Origin of the sequence: Nitrospina sp. 32_T5 (assembly GCF_052156635.1) — a bacterium.
Classification (GTDB): domain Bacteria; phylum Nitrospinota; class Nitrospinia; order Nitrospinales; family Nitrospinaceae; genus Nitrospina.
The window spans coordinates 663,565-679,852 of the sequence record NZ_JBQKUO010000001.1 but is presented as its reverse complement, the minus strand read 5'-3'; the positions used below and the strand labels follow the sequence as shown (position 1 = coordinate 679,852).

Here is a 16,288-nt window from a genome sequence, read left to right as displayed (position 1 = left end):
AATAAAAACCCGGCCCCCGGATAACCGGAGGCCGGGCTTTTTTATGCAGAGCACTGCCCGTCACTGCATGCAGTACATCCTGAGCGATCCCTGTTCACCGGTGTGGAGCACCGTGGCCCAGTCGTCCTTGTCCACTTCCTTGCCCTCTGTCATCGCTTCGGAAAGGTGGTGGTGCAGGCCGTAGGCCTTCGCATCTTTCGGTTCGATGCGGTCCTGCATGAAGGTCTCGTTGCCCAGCATGAGCTGCAGTTCCACGGCTTCCGTGTCCGCGTTTTCCAGAATAAAGTCATGCGGGCAACTCGCGGCGGTGCCCGGCGTCAGGATCCATTCCTCGGTCGTCATCTCCCCGGTGGGCGGGGCGGCGCTGGCGGTGCCAACGGTCCAGCCCAACAGCAGACAGACCGCCATCAATATAAAACCCACTCGTTTGGTTTTCATGGCGATATCTCACCTGTAGTTAAGTCTTGGAGTCGAAAGCGGCGCGGGACCCCGGCGGAATGCCATCACTCCGCGAAGCCCGGCGACACCCAATCGTTCATACTTTAAACATAGGTCCCGTAAGGCAGGCTTTCAAACGAAATTGGGGCGGCGCGGAAGGAAACGGGGTGGTGAAAGTTATCAGCAAATTCAACGGGTTGGGAAGGGGGAGGTGGCGCAGGATCGGCGTCGGCAGGCCGGGGAGGCCAGACCGGAAAGGGTGGGCGGTGCGGGCGTCCGATCAGGAGATGGAATTCAACGCGATCAGCCGGAGCGCCGTGCCCTGGAGCGCGATGGAGACCGCGGACATGGACACCGGCCAGAACGAGTTCGGCCGGTTGATGGAAATCCCCAGCACGAAAAAGTTCAATACCATCGACCCCACCAAAACCAATAAGAGTTTGTCTTCCATGATGCCAATCCTCTTTTGAAAGGCGCACCGGAATGGGCGCTGGATAAAGGACCGCTGATTTCAGTTTACCACTGTGGTTTTCCTGATGTTGGGAAGAAAGGAAGGGCTTTGAATGGGAAGAAATGAAAAATTATTAGGACAATCAGTGCCAACCGAATTCATTTGAAAGATGTTCTACCGCTTCTTCGGGTGTCATGATCACAAAGGAAAAATTTTTCCCCCTTTTCATGAGCTTTTTGAAATCTTATTTGTCCACTCCACCTCCGGCTCCTTATCGGTCAGGATGTCAAGGCAGTCGTGGGGGGTGTAGATGGCGTAATGGGTGATGGCACGATCCGCAAACATGCCGAAGCTCTGCTCGTGTAACCACGCCACAAACTCCGAGTCCTCGACGGTCAGCAGACTGGAGTGCCCCTCCCAGCTTTCGTTCTCTTCCCAGGTTTTCAGCAGGCACTTCTCGTTCGCATTGCGAAACGCCAGCACCTCTTGGAAGTGGATGCGCAACCGCCGTCCTTCTACAGATCCATCGAAAAGCACCAGCCGCAGGCCGTCGCCGTCTTTCAGCATCGACTCCAGGTACAGGGGCGCCGGGATGTTTTTAAACGGTTTCCACGCTTTGTACAAATTCATGATTCTTTGCAGTTGGTGGGTTCCCGTCCGCCGTCCGGCCCGGGATGGGAGGACTTACCGTTCGACGGGTTCGGCTTCCTCTGCGGGGACGGTGTGCTCGCGGCAGAGCAGGGTGACGTCGGTGGCCGAAAGCGGTTCCTGCGTGAGTTCGCAGAAGAATTTGGTGTCGCTGATCTGCGTGTTGAAACGGCAGGTGCGGCACACGCCGAAGGCGTTCATGCCGTTGGCGTCCTGCATTTTTGAGAGCAGTTGACTGAGGTCGGCTAGAAGCCGGTCGCGGTCGTTCTCCGCAAGTTCTCCCCACGCGCCCGCCACCACCCTGGCGGGCATGGCCTTGTCCAGCAGTTTCCTGCCGGTGCGGGTGACACTGAGGTGCACCTTCCTGCCGTCCTTCTTGTCCGGCGTTTTTAAAAGCAGTCCCTTGTTCTCCAGCGCCTTGATGGTCTGCGACACCGTGCCCTTGGTCAGGCCGAAGTAATCGGTCACGCTTTGCGGCGTGTTCGAATACCGGTTGGATCGCGTGAGGTAGTGCAGAACGTCGAGCTGAATGGGTTGCAGGTCGAAGTCGGTTCCAGCGATGCGGGTTTCGGAACGGATGAGGTGCGAAATCCGTTCTATATAGTCGTGTAATAGAGACGCGCTCATTCAAGCATTGTAGCCAAGGGAATATGAATTGACAAAATAAATCGCCGCCGGTATCTTCTTAATAGTATCGAATCGATACTAAAAAAGCAATTCAGAAAATATTCAAAATTTGACTAAGGAGACGAGACGATGAACCGGTTGTTTGCAGGCCTGCTCGCAGGCGCAATGCTGTTTATGGCTTCGCCGATGCAGGCGGGCGGAGACAAAGTGGGTTACCCGGATGGGTACCGTGACTGGACGCATGTGAAGTCGATGGTGATCCAGCCCGGTCACCCGCTGGAAAACCCCTTTCAGGGTATTCACCATGTGTATGCCAACCCGAAAGCGGTGAAAGGATTTGAAACCGGTGCCTTCGCGGATGGATCGGTGCTGGTGTTCGACCTCCTCAATTACAGGGAAGCCGGCAAGACCCTGCAGGAGGAAGGCCGCAAACTGATCGGCGTGATGCAGAAAGACGGATCCGCGTTCGGCAAAACCGGCGGCTGGGGCTTCGAGGCCTTCGCCGGCGACAGCCAGACGAAACGCATCGTCACCGACGGCGGGACCGGTTGCTATGCCTGCCACACCGCGGAAGAAGGTCACGATTTCGTATTTTCGCGTTATCGCCAATAAGAGGGTTCTTAAACAAAGCAACTTTGGCAAAGGGGTTCCGCGAAACCGGAACCCTTTTGTTTTTTACAGGCAAAATGGGCACACCTTAATATTTCTGTTTGCAAGTTTCGGTTTAAGCATATATCTTTTGCCACCATGGGCGGATTCTTCATCTCCTGGAAATGCGCTTTCGGGCGGCGCCTCCCTGTTCTTTAAAAGGGCGTCTCTCATTTCAAACACAAAAATTGCGGTGCCAAAACATGCCTTCTACCAAACCGAAACAGGTCATGAACAAGATGAAGCGGGAACTCACGGCGGAGAACAAGCCCCGTGTGGTGGAGCCGTACCAGTACTGGGCGCGGGTGAAGCGCGTGGTCGATGGGGATACGATTGAGCTGGATGTGGATGTCGGTTTCAAGGTGATGTTCCGCGAGCGCTTCCGCCTGCTCGGTGTGGACACGCCGGAGGTGTATGGGGTCAAGCGCAGCAGCGCGGAGTACAAACGCGGCAAGGCGGCGTCCGATTTTGTGAAAAAACAAATTCCGGTGGGCAGCTGGGTGGAGGTGAAGGTGTACTCCGACAAGCGGGAAAAATACGGCCGCTGGCTGTGCGAGATTTTTGTCGGTGGCAAGTCGCTCAACGAAGCGCTGGTGAAGCAGGGCTACGCGCAGGAATACATGATCTGACGGAACGCGAAGAGCGCAGGACCCGGTGCGTTTCGATTGATAAAAGGAAAAAGCCCGGCGGCGAGGCCGGGCTTTTTTGTTGCGGGGACCAACGGTTTTCAGGGACGCGCTTCGAGGATCATGTTGAATGGCGTTTCGGTGGCGCGGCGGCACCGGGAGAACCCGCCGCCGGTCACCACCTCGCGCAGGCGTTTTTCCCCAGCCTGCGCGCCGAGGGCCAGTCCCACTTCCTGGCTCAGGGACGACGGCGTGCACACCGTGGTGGAAAACGCGTAGTACACGCGTCCGACCGGATTCAGGTTTTCTTTGAGCGTGTCCTGCGCGATGGGCTCGACAATCATCAACGTGCCGTCCCTGTCGAGCCTGCCGCGAACGTACTGGCACGCGCCCTGCGGGTCGCCCATGTCGTGCAGGCAGTCGAAGAACGTGATCAGGTCGTAATTTTCTCCTGGAAAGTCCTTGGCCCTGGCGACATCAAAGGTCACGTTGCCGAGTCCCTTTTCTTTTGCCAGGTGCCGGGCGTGTTCGATCGAAGGTGCGTGGAAATCGAACCCGAAGAATTGACTTTGGGGAAACGCTTCCGCCATCATCAGGGTGGAATGACCGTAGCCGCAGCCGACGTCCGCCACCTTCGCGCCCCGTTCCAGTTTGGCCTGCACTCCGTCGAGCGCCGGGATCCAGGACGACAGCAGGTTGGCCTTGTACGTCGGCTTGAAGAACTTCGCGGTGCCGCAGAACAGGCAGGAGTCGTGGTCACCCCACGAAACCCCCTTGCCGGTGCGGAACATGTCGACCAGCTTCGGCTGGTCGGAGAACAGCGAGGCGATGGAGTAGAATCCGCCGCCCATGAAAAACGGACTGTCGTCGTCGGAGAACACCGCGGCCTGCTCCGGCGTCTGGTAAAAGCATTCGGTGTCCACATCGTACTCGATGTAACCCGATGCCGCCTGGTTGGCCGCCCATTCCTGCACGTACCGTGTCGCGGCGCCGGTTTTCTGTGCCAGCTCAGAAGCGGTCAACGGACCGTGCCCGGCCAGCGCGCGGTAGAGTCCCAGTTCCTGTCCGAGGATCACCAGCACGCTGGTCGCGGCGGCGCCGAGATCTTCCACCATCTTTCCCATGAATTCATGAAGTTTGTTTTCGTCTATCGTTGCGTGTTGCGTTGTCATGTTTGTCTCCTCCCCAAGAGAACGTTCATTGTTTTAGGATTGAACCCTTTCCTCCCATTAAACCAACCAGTCGGTTTAATTTTTGCCAAAATTTTTTTTATCCTGCCAGGCTTTCCAGGTGACTGCGGAAATTCTGGAATCCCCGGTTCACCACACTCCAGTTCTTGTTCGCCCGGGCCAGCACGATGGAACCTTCCAGCATCACCAGAAACTGTTCGGCCAGATGTTTCGCCGAGGGATGCCCGTTTTTGGAGGACCCGTTGGCGGCCGGTTCAAAAATGGTTTCCAGACGCTGGCCGAGCTTTTTGAAAATCTGGGCCACTTCCGTGCGGATCTTCGGGCTGGTGTCGGCCAGTTCCAGCCCCAGGCTGGCCAGCAGACAGCCGTTGCCCCAGAATTCCTTCGACAGTTTTTCCACATGGTCCAGGAAACCGAACATGCGGTCCTCGGGATCTTCCAGGTCGTTGAACGCACCTTCGAAAATGTTGTGTTCCCCACCCTGGTGGTACCAGTTCAAAAGGGAAAGCCCCATTTCCTCCTTGGATCCAAACGCATGGTAGAAGCTGCCCTTGCTCACCTTTGCCTTTTCGCAGATGGAATCGACGGTGGTGGCCGGATAGCCCCGGGACAGAATGAGGGGCAGCGCGGCGCGCAACAGCTTTTCCTGGGTCTTGCTGAATTCCATGAGATGAATATTAGACCAACCAGTCGGTTTAGTCAACAGGAATTTTATGAAAATCTGGCAGCGGGTCGAAAATTTTTTCAAATCGTGTAAGGAACCGCTTTCAGTCCCTACATAGCGCAGGTGTGGCGGCAGATACGGCTGGACGGCAGAAACCGGCCCGGCAGCCGAAGGCCACCGTGTTTACCCGTTTCGATAAACCCTGATAGTGAGTGTTCAATGATGAAAATGAAAGTTGTGATTCGTGCGTTCCTGTTCCTGCTGGCCCTCGGTGCGGTGGGCGTGTTGCTGGGTGCGGGCAGCAAGCCCTTTGCCCCGAATGTCGATATGAAAACCGGTGACCTGCGCGTTCCGGAGGGTTACACCAGCTGGCCGGTGCTTGGCACCTGGTCCCACGCCAATACCGAAGGCGAGCCCGGCGCGAAGGAATACCATGTTGTGTACACGCAACCGGAAACCCTTGCTTACTACCGCGAGCATGGGAAGTTTCCCGACGGCGCGGTTCTGGTGAAGGAGTTGCTGGGCACCCAAACGATGGAGATGACCACCGGACCGGCGGTGAGCCACGCCACGGATTTGAAGGGCTGGTTCGTGCTGGTGCGGGATACGGAAGGCCGCTTCCAGAATTCGAAACTGTGGGGCGACGGCTGGGCATGGTCCCTGTTCATGGCCGACAACCCGGCGAAAACCGTGTCCACCGACTACAAAAAGGATTGCATGGGATGCCACCTGCCGGCACGGGATATGGCGCCTGCCCATGCCGCCGACGCCGACAAATGGATCTACACCTTCGGCTATCCCGTGTTTCAGAAAAAATAAAAGGGATGTTCAAGCCAGGCGGGAAGTGGGACCAGGATATGGTTCGTCCTTAATGAATGCTGAAAAAGGATCGGGCAGCAATGCCCGGTCTTTTTTTTCACACTCCTGGCAAAGGTTTGACCGGGAACAGTGGAATGGAAAGCAAGCCGGAATCAGTACGTTTTGTCGCGGGTCAGGCCGAGGGTTTCCACCTCCACCCCGTTTCCCTGAGAGTTGGCTTTGAAGTTTTCAATGATTTCGATCACATCGTAATCGATGTACTCCGTTTCGCTGGCGTCAATGAGGACGCGGGAGCCCTTCGGCAGGGCGTTCAACGCTTCCAGGATGTTGGCCTTGTTCAAAAACGAAACGTTCGCGGACAACTTGAATACGATGCGGCCGTCTTCTTTTTCCTGGCGGTAGTAATGCGAAAACTTGTAATTCTCCCAGAGGACAAACATCATGGAGACGGTCAACCCCAGTATGATCCCGTTGAGCAGATTGCTCATGAGAATGGTGAGCAGGGTGACGAAGAAGGGAATCGACTGGTACCAGCCGAGGTTGATGATTTCTTTGAAGAGGATCGGCTTGGCCAGTTTGTATCCCACCACCATCAGGATGGCAGAGAGGCAGGCGTAGGGAATCATGTTCAGGTAGGCGGGCAGGGTCATCGCCGCCAGCAGGATGAAAACCCCGTGCAAAAATGCGGAAAGCCGCGTCCGGCCGCCGGATTGAATGTTGGCGGAACTGCGCACGATGACCTGCGTGATGGGCAGTCCTCCGATCAAGCCCGAACACATATTGCCGATGCCCTGCGCTTTCAGTTCCTGGTTGGCGGGACTGATCCGCTTGAACGGATCCAGTTTATCCGTCGCGTCCAGGCAGAGCAGGGTCTCGATGCTGGCGACCAGCCCCAGGGTCAGAGCGATCTGGTAAACATCCGGGTTGTGCAGGTGGCTCCAGTCGGGAAAGGAAAACTGGCCGAAAAATTGAGCCAGCTCGGTGTGAACCGGAATGCTGACAAAATATTTTGCAGGAAGCGCGAGCGAAGGAAAGAACATCTCGTAGCACCGGGCGACCACAGCGCCGAGGATCACTACCACCAGCGGACCCTGCACCCAGCGGAAGACAGGGCGCGATTTGAAAAAAGGCCGCTCCCAAAGCAACAGCAGGGTTATTGATCCAGCCCAGATGATGATGACTCCCGCCGACAAATGGTTGAACAGGCTTCGAAAGGCGGCATAGGTCACGTACCCTTTGTCCTGAAAAATGCCGATGGCCTTGTCCAGTTCGTAGCCGACGGCGTGCGGAACCTGTTTCACCAGAATGAGAATGCCGATGCCCGAAAGCATTCCCTTGATGACGGAAGAGGGGAAGAAATAGGCGATGAACCCGGTGCGCGCCAGGTAGAAGATGATCTGAAACAGGCCGGCCAGAACGACCGCAACCTGGAACGCCGGGAACCCGACTTTTTCGATGGAGGTGAAGACGATGACGGTGAGGCCCGCCGCCGGTCCGCTGACCCCGAGGGCCGATCCGCTGAACAGCGGCACCACCATGCCGCCGACGATGGCTGCGATGATGCCGGAGTACAACGGCGCGCCCGATGCGAGGGCCACCCCCAGGCACAAAGGCACGGCGACGAAAAACACCACGATGCTCGCCGGCAGGTCGTGCTTGAGATGGTCGAATACCCCCGAACTGATTTGGGGTTTCGATTCAGCCATGATCCCTCACGTTAATAATGAAAAAGGTGACAAAACGACCTGAAGCAAAAACAGAATGGCTTGACTCAAACCGGAGCGCGAGGAATGTCGAAATTTTTAAACTATTTGAACCCGATGACCATGGAATCGGGCCCGGCGAGGTGCACCACCTCGGTTTTTTGAAATCCCGCCTGCTCCATCCACCCACAGCAATCCGCTCCTGTGAAATCGAACCCGCCCGGGGTTTCGATCAGCATGTTGAGGCTCATCAGCAGGCCGAACGCATTCTCCCGCCGTTCGTCATCGATGATCGATTCGACAACGATCAACGCGCCACCCTCAGGCAACGCATCGTACGCTTTGCGGATCAGCGTGTGTTTTTCGTTCAAATCCCAGTCGTGCAGGATATGTCCCATGGAAAGGACGTCGGCCGTCGGCAGGTCGTCTTCAAAAAAGTTGCCGGGAAAAAAATGCAGACGGTCGGATAACTGAAAGGACGCCACGTACTCGTCGAAAACCGGTTGCACGACGGGGAGATCGAAATTGCCTCCGGTGATGTGCGGATGTTTCAACGCCACCTGCACCGGCAGGCCGCCCTGCGCACCGCCCACATCGATGAAGGTCTTGTACTTTTCAAAGGGGAATTTGGCGGCGACGTTGACATTCGCGCCCATGCTGAGCCCCGTCATGGCGCGGAGGAATTCTTTCAGCTTGGCGGGATCGCCGTAAACCGCTTCAAACAGGCCGGGTTCCCCGTGTTTGATTTCGTTCTGCGGCAGGCCGGTTTTCAGTCCCAAGGTCAGGTCGCCCCAGAACCGGTACAGGCGGCTGTTGGCCATCTCCAGGAACCCGCCGATGTAATACGGACTGGATCGGTCCAGATACTGCACCGTCTCCGCCGTGTTGGAATAAAAGCCGTCGGCTTTGTGGAGCAGGCCCAACGCCACCAGCGTATCGAAAAAATCGTGGGCGGAGCGGGAGTGGAGACCGGTTTTTTCGCTCAGGGTTTCGAGTGGATAAGAATCTTTTCCAAGAAGCGTGAAGACGCCCAGCTCCACCGCGCTCAGCAAAACTTTCGAGCCCCAGAAGCCAAGTCCCATCTGCATGATTTTGTCAGGCCGAACCGGATCGGTCATGGAAGGTATCCCCCTTTTTTATGCGGCCTGCCAGTGCGGCAGGCCTCCCTGGTTTTGGAAAGGAACAAGGTCCGCTTGCAGGCCTTTAAAGAAAAGTGGAGCTGGGGGGATTCGAACCCCCGACCTCTTGAGTGCGATTTGGGCCCGCTACATCCTACCAAAGTAGCAAGCCCATTTATAATCGCTTTATAAACCACGCTAAACAAACGATTTGGCGTCTTTTGGCCCACTATCAACCTTGATAAATAAGATTCCGCCATTCCCCAATTTTCCGGCGTTTTCCTCAAACTTTTTATCTTATCGGCTACAATTTGGCTACAGTTTTAACTTATTGAAGGGCCTGAAAGGTTATGAGGAAGGGGCTGTTGAAATTAATTCAGGTTTGTTCTTACCAGGCAGAATTCCCCTATATCGCAATTCGTTTCTAGCAAGTCTCAAAATATCTTCGATGTAATCAAATTGTCCTTTTTCAAACCAGATACCAGTAATTCCGAGCCTAGCTAAATACTCATTTCGGTCTCGCAACTCAGGTTCAGATTGTGGCACTTGATCGATAATAAAGTGTTGCGGAGCGTTGAAATCTCCAATTATTTCCTTAATTTTTTTAAAAACTTTTACCGTTCTATCTTCATTTAGGCTACACCCCAAAAATAGCAAGCTACTATTTTTATAGTAGTATTCCAATAGTTTTGGAATTGGCAAGTTCATGTCTATTTCATTGTTTCCATACGCTTGATCATATTGACTCTTGCTAAGAATACATCCAGAGGGTTCTTTGATATCGCCATGTAATTTAATAATTGTCACTCGATCTGAGTCGGGTTTATCCAAGGCATTATTGCCCGTAATGATCTGAAAGGTATTTCCCGCACCCGTATCAAAAGGTTTCTCAATTAAACGATCATAATTTGTGGAAATTATAGTATCTGTAAATAATTCAGAAATTAATAAAATCGTTTCGGTGATTTGACCTGTACGGGAAAATGCATCTCGAATTTCCTGTATAAAGACTTCGCGCCCACGTTTATATTCAATTTCCTCCAAAACAGCTTCGAAATGGCCGTTGGATAATAGCTTTTCCAGGTGATCATTTTCCAATCCTGCCGTTCTTCCCTGTTGGCGAAGGTGCTTTTTCCAGGTTGGGAACCCTCCGCTTGCAGAAATTCCCGCACCAATAAAAGGCACAACATCCCTATTTTCTAATTGGTCAACCAGTTGATCAAACCGTTTAAGGTTTCTTTCAAACCAATGATCATCATCAAATAATTCTCGAAAAGAATTATCTCCTAAGGCTTGGTGACGACGAATTTCGCGATATTCTATAAATGCCTGTTCATAACCTTCTCTGTCTCCAGCATAAAAGGCCTTGCTGGGTTGTGATATGTCATTGACCCTATATTCCTTTCGCAAATAAGCTCCATCTTCACTATCAAACCACTCATTGAAATCCATAAAGTATTCATAGCGCAGGTGTTCATCCTCATCGCACCAGTTTTTAGAATTTGTGCTCACGCAATAAGCTCCTATTACGCTATGGTTTGTTCAATAATAGAATCGGCCAGGTGAGCTTGAGTTGTCTGAGCATCATTGAAGCCGGATTTCAATTGATTACACAAAGTCATAAGCTTATCCACTTTCGAAACAATTCGGTGTTGTTCGGCCAAAGGGGGTATGGGAATATTTAATCTTTCTACATCACCAACTCGTAAGTGTTTAACTGTAGAACCAATGGCATGTTCAGAGGCTCGCTCTAATAAATGAGGCTCGGTTAATGCCAAAAGTAAAAATTTACTTGAAATATATTCGTGCATTGGCCTAATTAGCATCGTTCTTTGGCCTAAACACCACTTGGAGCCACCGGGAATAATGGCAGCTTCGCCCATTGGAGCCTCGCGAGTAAAAATAATATCGTTTGGAGCAGGAGGGCAACGCCTAGACCAAAAGTTGTATGTTTCCTCACTAATGTATTTCAAATCCGAAAGCCTAAATTGTTTTTCTCGAATATTTGATGTCCTAATGATAGGAATCCCTTTATCCACATAAGGTGCCGTTTTATTGTGACAATCTACCAACATTCTCGAAACCTGAATTAGATGGGCACATGCCCATGATGATGGCAGAGGAAACGGGGGGGCGGCTTCCTTTAGCTTTTTTAGCTTTTTAATCATTGTTAGGCATTCAGGGTTGTTTTCTGAATTTCTATAAAGCCATTCATTCCTATCTTTAAAGAGCCTTTTGAGGAGTTCAGGCGCTGGCTCGTCTTTGGGGTCTTGTGGGACGAGCTTGCCCATGACGGCGAGTTGCAGGATGGTTTGCTTCAGTTGGTCGATGCTATGCTCGGTTGAAAAAATGCTATCAAAATGCTCAGAAATTCTGGTCCAGTTTTCGGAAAATTCCTCTGGGCTCTGACTTTGAGTTAATGTTCCTAGGAGGGTAGCTACCAAAGTATGATGGGCGGTTATGCTGTCTTCGGTTTGTTTCTCCAATTGATGACACAAAGTCATAAGCTCATCGACTTTGGCTACAATGCGATGTTGTTCTGCAATTGGCGGAATAGGAATAACGCCACCAAAAAATTGCTTGTCGTTGATTGCCGGATAAGCGATACCCGTTTGAACGGATTCAACGTACTTTACGAACTCAGGACTTCTAAAGTAGTAAACAAAAAACCTCGCTGACATACCCTGCAAAGGATGAACTACTGCGAAAGCAGTGCTTGCAATAGGTTGAGGTGAGTATTCTTGTTCAATTAAAGCAATATTTTTGAGATACGGGCGTACAGTTGAATAGATAACCGTTCCCTGTTTTACGATTTTTCTAGCCCTAGATGGGGCTTCTGAGGGACTTAAAACATCTGGTGATACTATACTTCCAAAAGTATTATCGATCGCAGAGACATCGATATAAGTAAATTCTTCGTCTGGAATTTTTTGCCCCCAGTCACGACCAATATCATTTATTCGTGCCCATTCCCATCCATTCGGGATCAAAAATAGTTTTTCCTCCTCCTTAATTTCTGGAAAATTCTTGTTTTTTCTAATAGCGTCATTTTTAACCAATTCTAATTTTTCGGCAAATACCTTTTCCAATAGAACAGAAGCGGGTTCATCTTGGGGATCCTGAGGGACGAGCTTTCCACGAACAGCTAATTCCAAAATCAATTCGCGAAGCTTTTGGATGCCGTAAAGACTAAAACTTTGATTATTGTTTCTTCCCGCCGATGACTTTACTTGGATGGCGGACGTCCAGACATCTAAAAAATCTGTGATTAGGTTTTTAGCATCAGGCATTAACCATCCCCTTCAATTGCCTTGTTCAATATGCTTTTCAATTGATCGCGTAAATCCTGAATGTTTTTTTGTTGGGTTTGGTAAGCTAACAACAATTCTTCTGGGTCGTGGCTGGTTTCTTCTCCTTTATGGGGGTTTTTAATATCTAAATTGTAGTTTTTTTCTATGATTTCTTCTAAGGTGACTTTCCAAGCCTGTTCTGTTTCTTTTCTTTTAGAAAACCCGTCTCCCTCTTCACCCCACCATTCGATTTCCGTTTTAAACTCCTCAAAACGCATGGGTTTGGTTTTATTGTAGCTGGTGACGCCTTCCGGGTAGGGGTGTTCATAAAACCAAACATGTTCGGTAGTGATACCTTTGGTAAAAAAAAGGATATTGGTTTTGATGCTTGTATATGGGTTGAAGACTCCCTTGGGTAATCGCACAAGGGTGTGCAGATTGCATTCTTCCAAAAGGGATTGCTTTAAACGAGTTTTGACTCCCTCTCCAAAGAGAAAACCATCCGGTAAAACGACCGCCGCACGGCCTTCATGCTTGAGTAATTTTATTATTAAGGCAACAAAAAGATCCGCCGTTTCCCTTGTGCGTAAATTACTTGGGAAATTATTTTCTATGCCGTCTTCTTCCATCCCCCCAAAAGGTGGATTGGTAACTATCACATTTACGCGGTCCTTTTCCCCATAATCTTTATAAGGACGGCCTAAAGTATTGTCATGCTCTATATTGGTCGGCGTGTCGATGCCATGCAAAATCATGTTGGTAACACATAGCATGTGGGGTAATGCTTTTTTTTCAACCCCGCGAATTGTTTTTTGCAGGGTCTCAAAATCTTTTTGGGATTGGACAAAATTGCGCTTGTGGTCGATGGTGCAAGTTAAAAATCCCCCTGTCCCACATGCGGGATCCAAAACTGTTTCCTCAAGGCTTGGGGCTATTCTGTTCACAGCAAACTGGGTTATTGCTCGTGGAGTATAGAATTCTCCCGCATTTCCTGCGCTTTGGAGGTCCTTAAGGATTTGTTCATAAATACCGCCAAAGGTATGGCGGTCCTCTGTATTGTTAAAATTAATTTCGGAGATTTTGTTGATCACCTGGCGCATTAAAGTGCCCGACTTCATATAATTGTAAGCATCTTCAAATACGTTTCGGACCACTTGAGCACGCTTGCCGGATGGTCCTAGAACTTGAAGTTTCTCCTTTAATGTAGGAAACAATTGTAAGTTTATGAAATCCGACAACTCATCTCCTGTAATACCCTCAGGGTCTTTTGCCCAGGATCGCCACCGCAAATGTTGGGGTAGAGGAGACTCGTAGTCATCGTAAATTAGTTCAAGCTCTTCTTCTCGATCGTCAAATATTTTGAGAAAAAACATCCAAACCAATTGGCTGATGCGTTGGGCATCCCCATCCACGCCAACATCCTTGCGCATGATGTTTTGGATTGATTTAATAATTCCGGAAAGGTTGCTCATTGTGCTTTACCCTGATTGTATAATTGTTCTTCAAGCTCTTCGAGTGCCGCCTCATATTTCTCCTTGCCACCAAAAGCATCATTGATGATTTCTACAGGAGTCCCTATTTCATTGAACGGTTTTAATCTTAGAACCCTGGCGCTTTCTATCGTGCTGATGCCCTCTTCTGCGTATTTGTCTAATAGAGCATTTAAAACCACTCTTGCCTTATCTCCATATTTAGTGAAATAATTTCGCTTCTTTACATTCTCAGCCCGCTCTTTCCTAGTGAGAGGAGGCTGGTCGTAGGCAATATGGCAAATTAGATCAAAATCTCCATAGTCTTTCCCCACTTCGGCGGCGAGGTTATCCAAAACTATTCCGTGTTCCTCTAATTCGTCTATGATGGCCTGTTTTTTCTTAAAGCTATTCCAATGCTTAATGAATTTGTCTAGCGTCTCAAATTCGGATTGAATTCTCTTGCGACTGAAATCTTTATAAGATTCTGTAATTAAGCCCCCATCAGGTCCAATATACTCAATCCTTTCAGCAATAATTTTTGCGGGTACACCGCTTACAATGATTTTCTTAACCCCTTCTCCGTCGTCGTCAACATCCCCGTTATCGTCTCCATTCTCTGGGTCTGGTGGAACAGGATCATCGTACTCATTCGGTTCATATATCACCACAGGGTCGCCGTCAAAATTAGGATCATGAAATGCTTCCGTGGCTTTTTTGAAATCCATAATGGTAAAGAAAAATTTATTTTGTTCTTCGTTAATTCGTGTTCCGCGACCTATGATCTGTTTGAAAGTTGTCAATGAGTTGATGGTTTTATCAAGGACAATGAGCTTGCAAGTTCTAACATCAACTCCGGTTGTCAGTAATTCTGAGGTCGTGGCGATAACTGGAAATTTAACTTCCGGGTCAATAAAGTTATCCAGTTCGGCTTTCCCCTCTGAACTGTCACCAGTAATACGCATCACATATTTAGGATAATCAAGTGCAAGTTGCCCTGCGGCATTCACAAGGGCTTTCCTCATACGCTCAGCATGGTCGATGTCTTCACAAAATACGATGGTCTTGGCAAAGGGATCCGTGGCTATTAATAGTTGCATTACACGTTTTGCAACTAATTTAGTCCTTTGATTAAGGACTAATATTCTGTCCATGTCCGACTGGTTATAAGTGCGGTCTTCAATTTCCTCTCCAAGGTCATCTCTCATTCCGGGAGGGGGCGTCCAGCCTTGGATATCTCTATCAATATCTATGCGAATAACTTTATAAGGGGCCAGGAAACCATCTTCGATGCCTTGCTTTAGGCTGTAGGTATAAACGGGATCGCCAAAATAGGTAGTATTGGAAACGTATTTGGTTTCTTTTGGGGTTGCAGTTAGGCCAAGATGAATAGCATTTGGAAAATAATCAATAATCTCACGCCAAATTGAATCATCCGCCGCGCTACCTCTATGACATTCATCAATAACGATCAAATCGAAAAAATCTGGGGACACATTTTTGAAAATTTTATCTTCTTCATCGGGTCCAGTAAGGGCTTGATACAAACCAAGATGAATTTCGTAGGAAGGGTCAATTTTTCTATTTTTAATTTTGGCCATGACCGAGCCAAAAGGTTTGAAATCATTGACAAGTGTTTGATCGACTAACACATTCCGATCCGCTAAAAATAGTACCCGCTTAACCTTTCTTGCCTTCCACAGCCTCCATATAATTTGAAATGTTGTGTATGTTTTTCCTGTGCCCGTGGCCATCACTAATAAGGCGCGATTTACACCCCTTGCGATAGCTTCTATAGTTCTGTTAATTGCATCCGTTTGGTAGTAGCGGGGTTCTTTATCTGCTGAATCCAAATGATATGGTTGGAGGGTAAGGCTTTCGTCCTCATCTTCAATATTTCTGTAAGATTTGTATCTCTGCCAAAGTATTTCAGGAGAGGGGAATTCATCTAGGGGGAGTTCTGTTTCAATATCCTCTCCCTTTTGCGGAATCTTGTTGTGTGAAGCAAAGGCATCTCCATTAGAACTGAATGCACTTGGTAGGTCCAAAATGGATGCGTAACCAAGGGCCTGTTGCATACCATGACTAACGGTATGATTATTATCCTTGGCTTCAACAACGGCTATGGGGATACCTGGTTCCTTGGAAAGTATATAATCGGCTATCTTTTTCTTTTTTTTGTTACGAGCCGACATATTGCCCCTGACAATAACGGGGCCTGGGGTGAGGGTTACCTCACGTCTGATTTGCTTTAACTGATTCCATCCCGCATTTTTTATGGCAGGTGTAATAAAAAGATCACAAATATCTATTTCGCTAAGGTCTTTTTTTTCTTTGGGATCCATAGTTTACAGAACAAAGATCATTATGCTTTAGCGGATTCGTTATTCTTGGGAGCAGTCAAGAGTTTGGTAATTGGTGTAAAAATATCCCCTTGTTAACTTGGTTTCCCGGTATTAGAAAAAATTAATTTTAGAGTGGGCCGTCTTTGAAAAGATACCTAACCATTCCCCCTATGATTAGCATCATCAAACTTATGGGATTGATATATTACAGTATTTTCCGTGTTCCAAAAACACCTGAAATCATGTGTTCTA

The 16,288-nt window shown here is 49.6% G+C and carries 15 protein-coding genes and 1 tRNA gene; 3 read left to right on the top strand and 13 right to left on the bottom strand.

Annotated features, from left to right (window positions below):
• Window positions 1–60: 60 nt before the first annotated feature.
• From ACTRW9_RS03160 to ACTRW9_RS03145, 4 genes are all read right to left on the bottom strand, one after another.
• A complete protein-coding gene (locus ACTRW9_RS03160; RefSeq protein ID WP_442428264.1) occupies window positions 61–438 on the bottom strand; it encodes a hypothetical protein in 378 nt (125 codons plus the stop codon).
• Between the two features lie 280 nt (window positions 439–718).
• Window positions 719–889, bottom strand: a complete 171-nt coding sequence (locus tag ACTRW9_RS03155) for a hypothetical protein (protein WP_442428263.1) — start codon at window positions 887–889, stop codon at window positions 719–721.
• A 225-nt stretch (window positions 890–1,114) separates the two neighbouring features.
• The gene (locus ACTRW9_RS03150) at window positions 1,115–1,519 is read right to left on the bottom strand and encodes a hypothetical protein (protein WP_442428262.1); all 405 of its coding nucleotides are present in this window, start codon (window positions 1,517–1,519) and stop codon (window positions 1,115–1,117) included.
• Window positions 1,520–1,573: 54 nt separating this feature from the next.
• Window positions 1,574–2,164 carry a MarR family winged helix-turn-helix transcriptional regulator gene (locus ACTRW9_RS03145; RefSeq protein WP_442428261.1) on the bottom strand — a complete coding sequence of 197 codons (591 nt, stop codon included), beginning with the start codon at window positions 2,162–2,164 and terminating at the stop codon, window positions 1,574–1,576.
• Between the two features lie 129 nt (window positions 2,165–2,293).
• Here ACTRW9_RS03145 and ACTRW9_RS03140 point away from each other — a divergent pair, with 129 nt between their 5' ends.
• A complete protein-coding gene (locus tag ACTRW9_RS03140) occupies window positions 2,294–2,776 on the top strand; it encodes a cytochrome P460 family protein (protein WP_442428260.1) in 483 nt (160 codons plus the stop codon).
• A 239-nt stretch (window positions 2,777–3,015) separates the two neighbouring features.
• A complete protein-coding gene (locus tag ACTRW9_RS03135) occupies window positions 3,016–3,441 on the top strand; it encodes a thermonuclease family protein (RefSeq protein WP_442428259.1) in 426 nt (141 codons plus the stop codon).
• A gap of 98 nt (window positions 3,442–3,539) precedes the next feature.
• Here ACTRW9_RS03135 and ACTRW9_RS03130 read toward each other — a convergent pair whose 3' ends face one another.
• Entirely contained in the window at window positions 3,540–4,610 is a 1,071-nt protein-coding gene (locus tag ACTRW9_RS03130; protein ID WP_442428258.1) for a methyltransferase domain-containing protein, read from the bottom strand.
• Window positions 4,611–4,707: 97 nt separating this feature from the next.
• Window positions 4,708–5,295, bottom strand: coding sequence for a TetR/AcrR family transcriptional regulator (locus tag ACTRW9_RS03125; RefSeq protein WP_442428257.1), 588 nt, complete (start codon window positions 5,293–5,295; stop codon window positions 4,708–4,710).
• Window positions 5,296–5,520: 225 nt separating this feature from the next.
• Here ACTRW9_RS03125 and ACTRW9_RS03120 point away from each other — a divergent pair, with 225 nt between their 5' ends.
• Window positions 5,521–6,111: a cytochrome P460 family protein gene (locus ACTRW9_RS03120; RefSeq protein WP_442428256.1), complete on the top strand. Its 591-nt coding sequence runs from the start codon at window positions 5,521–5,523 to the stop codon at window positions 6,109–6,111.
• A 152-nt stretch (window positions 6,112–6,263) separates the two neighbouring features.
• Here ACTRW9_RS03120 and ACTRW9_RS03115 read toward each other — a convergent pair whose 3' ends face one another.
• The 7 genes from ACTRW9_RS03115 to hsdR all read right to left on the bottom strand — a co-directional run bounded on the left by ACTRW9_RS03115 (window position 6,264) and on the right by hsdR (window position 16,036).
• A complete protein-coding gene (locus ACTRW9_RS03115; protein WP_442428255.1) occupies window positions 6,264–7,817 on the bottom strand; it encodes a SulP family inorganic anion transporter in 1,554 nt (517 codons plus the stop codon).
• Window positions 7,818–7,918: 101 nt separating this feature from the next.
• Window positions 7,919–8,932, bottom strand: coding sequence for a methyltransferase (locus tag ACTRW9_RS03110; protein WP_442428254.1), 1,014 nt, complete (start codon window positions 8,930–8,932; stop codon window positions 7,919–7,921).
• 96 nt (window positions 8,933–9,028) lie between these two features.
• A tRNA-OTHER gene (locus ACTRW9_RS03105) sits at window positions 9,029–9,087 on the bottom strand.
• Between the two features lie 193 nt (window positions 9,088–9,280).
• Window positions 9,281–10,444, bottom strand: a complete 1,164-nt coding sequence (locus ACTRW9_RS03100; RefSeq protein WP_442428253.1) for an SIR2 family protein — start codon at window positions 10,442–10,444, stop codon at window positions 9,281–9,283.
• Window positions 10,445–10,458: 14 nt separating this feature from the next.
• Entirely contained in the window at window positions 10,459–12,222 is a 1,764-nt protein-coding gene (locus tag ACTRW9_RS03095) for a restriction endonuclease subunit S (RefSeq protein ID WP_442428252.1), read from the bottom strand.
• Window positions 12,222–13,694 carry an N-6 DNA methylase gene (locus tag ACTRW9_RS03090; protein ID WP_442428251.1) on the bottom strand — a complete coding sequence of 491 codons (1,473 nt, stop codon included), beginning with the start codon at window positions 13,692–13,694 and terminating at the stop codon, window positions 12,222–12,224. Before ACTRW9_RS03090 ends, ACTRW9_RS03095 begins: the two co-directional genes overlap by 1 nt.
• Window positions 13,691–16,036: an EcoAI/FtnUII family type I restriction enzme subunit R gene (hsdR, locus tag ACTRW9_RS03085; protein WP_442428250.1), complete on the bottom strand. Its 2,346-nt coding sequence runs from the start codon at window positions 16,034–16,036 to the stop codon at window positions 13,691–13,693. Before hsdR ends, ACTRW9_RS03090 begins: the two co-directional genes overlap by 4 nt.
• Window positions 16,037–16,288 lie beyond the last annotated feature (252 nt).